2 protein-coding genes are annotated in these 2,154 nt (G+C 35.9%); both read left to right on the top strand.

The annotated features are described in order from the left end of the window. Positions 1-661: 661 nt before the first annotated feature. On the top strand, positions 662-1,690 hold the full coding sequence (locus tag H1P_RS32900; RefSeq protein WP_144875642.1) for a hypothetical protein: 1,029 nt from the start codon (positions 662-664) through the stop codon (positions 1,688-1,690). Positions 1,691-1,693: 3 nt separating this feature from the next. After that, positions 1,694-1,924: a hypothetical protein gene (locus tag H1P_RS32895; protein WP_144875640.1), complete on the top strand. Its 231-nt coding sequence runs from the start codon at positions 1,694-1,696 to the stop codon at positions 1,922-1,924. Positions 1,925-2,154 lie beyond the last annotated feature (230 nt).

Here is a 2,154-nt window from a genome sequence, read left to right as displayed (position 1 = left end):
TTTTTGACTTTGGCAACTATTCATATGTGGATTACCAAAATCATATTAGTGGGATAGGTTCTTATTACTTATTACTTATTACTTATTACTTATTACTTAATGACGAGTTAATTGAGCCTCGTTGGGCGTGGTAAATATGAGGAAAACACTGATGTATCGGGGAATAGCTTAGTTAATTTTTCTTTTCATAAATAGGATTATTAGATAATTAGAAATATCGTACAATCAAAATTAAATTTAAAATATTTAGTGTCAATAATAATATTTTGGAATTTATACAAACTATAGTCGTTCCAATTAATTTCCTTACGTTGTTAAACACTGGTAAAAGGATGAAGGATGCCCTAAAGGATACCGCTTCCGCCTTAGGACTCGCTTCGCGTCGCGCGACCGAAGGAAGTCCTTTAGGGCATAAAGGATGAAAAGTAGTACTGAGTAACTTGTGGTTTCTATTTGAAATTACTATATTATTTAGTATCTTAAGCTTTTTAAAATAGAGATTGAGATGTTAACTTAAATTAAATTAATCCCTTTAAAATGGCTTATTCTTAAATATTTCAATTATAAAACAATAATATAGTAGATTCTCAACCCATAAAATTATTTGCTATAACTGCAATACATAGATAAATAAAGATCAGTTATAAAACTACAATAGTTAATGGCGGTTAAGATATCTCATCAGAATACTACTCGTTTTTTAGATCGTTGGGCTTATGTTCCTTCTAGTGTTGCTTGTTTTTTATTTTTGTTATTGCTATTTAGCTCCTCTTTGGCAAAGACCGTAATCGATAAACAAGTTACAGTTTCCGAAGGAGAAGCAGCTAGAGTTGATACAGTGAAGCTGACACCAAAAGAATTGGGAGCGTTACGGATTGATGTTAAATCTTTTTTCCCTAACAATCATTGGGTAGTGTCTGAAATCCAGTTAGTAGACCAAAATGGTCAAGTAATTGTTTCGGCGATGGATGAAGCTTGGCGTGAGTCTGGTACTTGGCGCGAAGGAGGAGAGTCTGGTACTTGGTCAGAATCAGACCTTTTAGGAGGATTGGATATTCAGTCCCAACAAGCAGAACAACTTGATGTGGTGATTGAAGTTTTAGACTCAGGAAAAGTTTCTGGAGCACCCGCAGATTTAGCGGTATCTTTTGATGTCAAAGTTAAAAAAGGCGTAATCCAAACCAGTCATTTATGGTGGGGACTCATTTACACTTCTATATTGGGTATTTTGGCTTTATGGGCGACAAGAGCTAGTGGCAATAAAGTTATCTCCAAAACTCTTAAAGATAGCGACCCTAAAGGACGGGCTGTATTGGGAGGAGAAGATAATTTAGTTAGGGTCAAAATTCATACAGAGCTAGACGAAAATACTAACCGAAACGTGAAAGTTAATCTGTCAATCAATAACGTTTACGGAGAACAGGTATATAAACACTCTAGAACAATACCAGTTGCTCTGAAAAAAAATGATAGTGGTGAAGTGACTGGAGGTACAGCAAAGCTAGAGTATTTCTTGATCTTAAAAGAACGAGGTTCTTATAGTTTTCAAGCCAGAATAGAACCAGATGCACCAGTAGATTCTACATCTTTGATAGTTAGGGATGGGACAAAAACTTTGCAGAGCGTAAGTACGGTTCAAATCAGCCCTGTTGAATTATCAGGAAAACAGCGACATTTTACTATGGAGTAGATAATGCTAACTAAAATATACACTATCATGGCGATCGCGATCGCGCTTCTGACAATTCAGGCTGCTTATCGTTATCAATCAGCCTACGTCTTAAGACAAGAAAACCAAAATAATTATGCTCCCAGAAGAGGTACAAGAATATCTGGAGTATACATTGGCGGTTATTGGCAAGCAAGTCCTTCTAGAGCAGAATATCCCGAATTTCGTGGTGGTGGTTTGGGAAGTGGGAAATAGAATTTTAAGAAACGAGAAAGTTTTTAAGTAGCAAGCAAGCAAATAAGTAAGAAGTAAATAACAAAGAACAATATTATCCCGCTTGATATTATCCCACGAAGATGGGACGGGACGAGCCATGAGCAAACGAACCAGTAGATTAAGATATCATACCAACTCATTTAAAGCGATCGACAACTAACAATTAACAATGATTTGATGCCAACCCCAACTACTAAAATTCAAAGACA

The sequence above is a fragment of the Hyella patelloides LEGE 07179 genome (assembly GCF_900659865.1).
Taxonomy (GTDB): domain Bacteria; phylum Cyanobacteriota; class Cyanobacteriia; order Cyanobacteriales; family Xenococcaceae; genus Hyella; species Hyella patelloides.
This window is presented reverse-complemented; position numbering and strand designations above follow the sequence as displayed.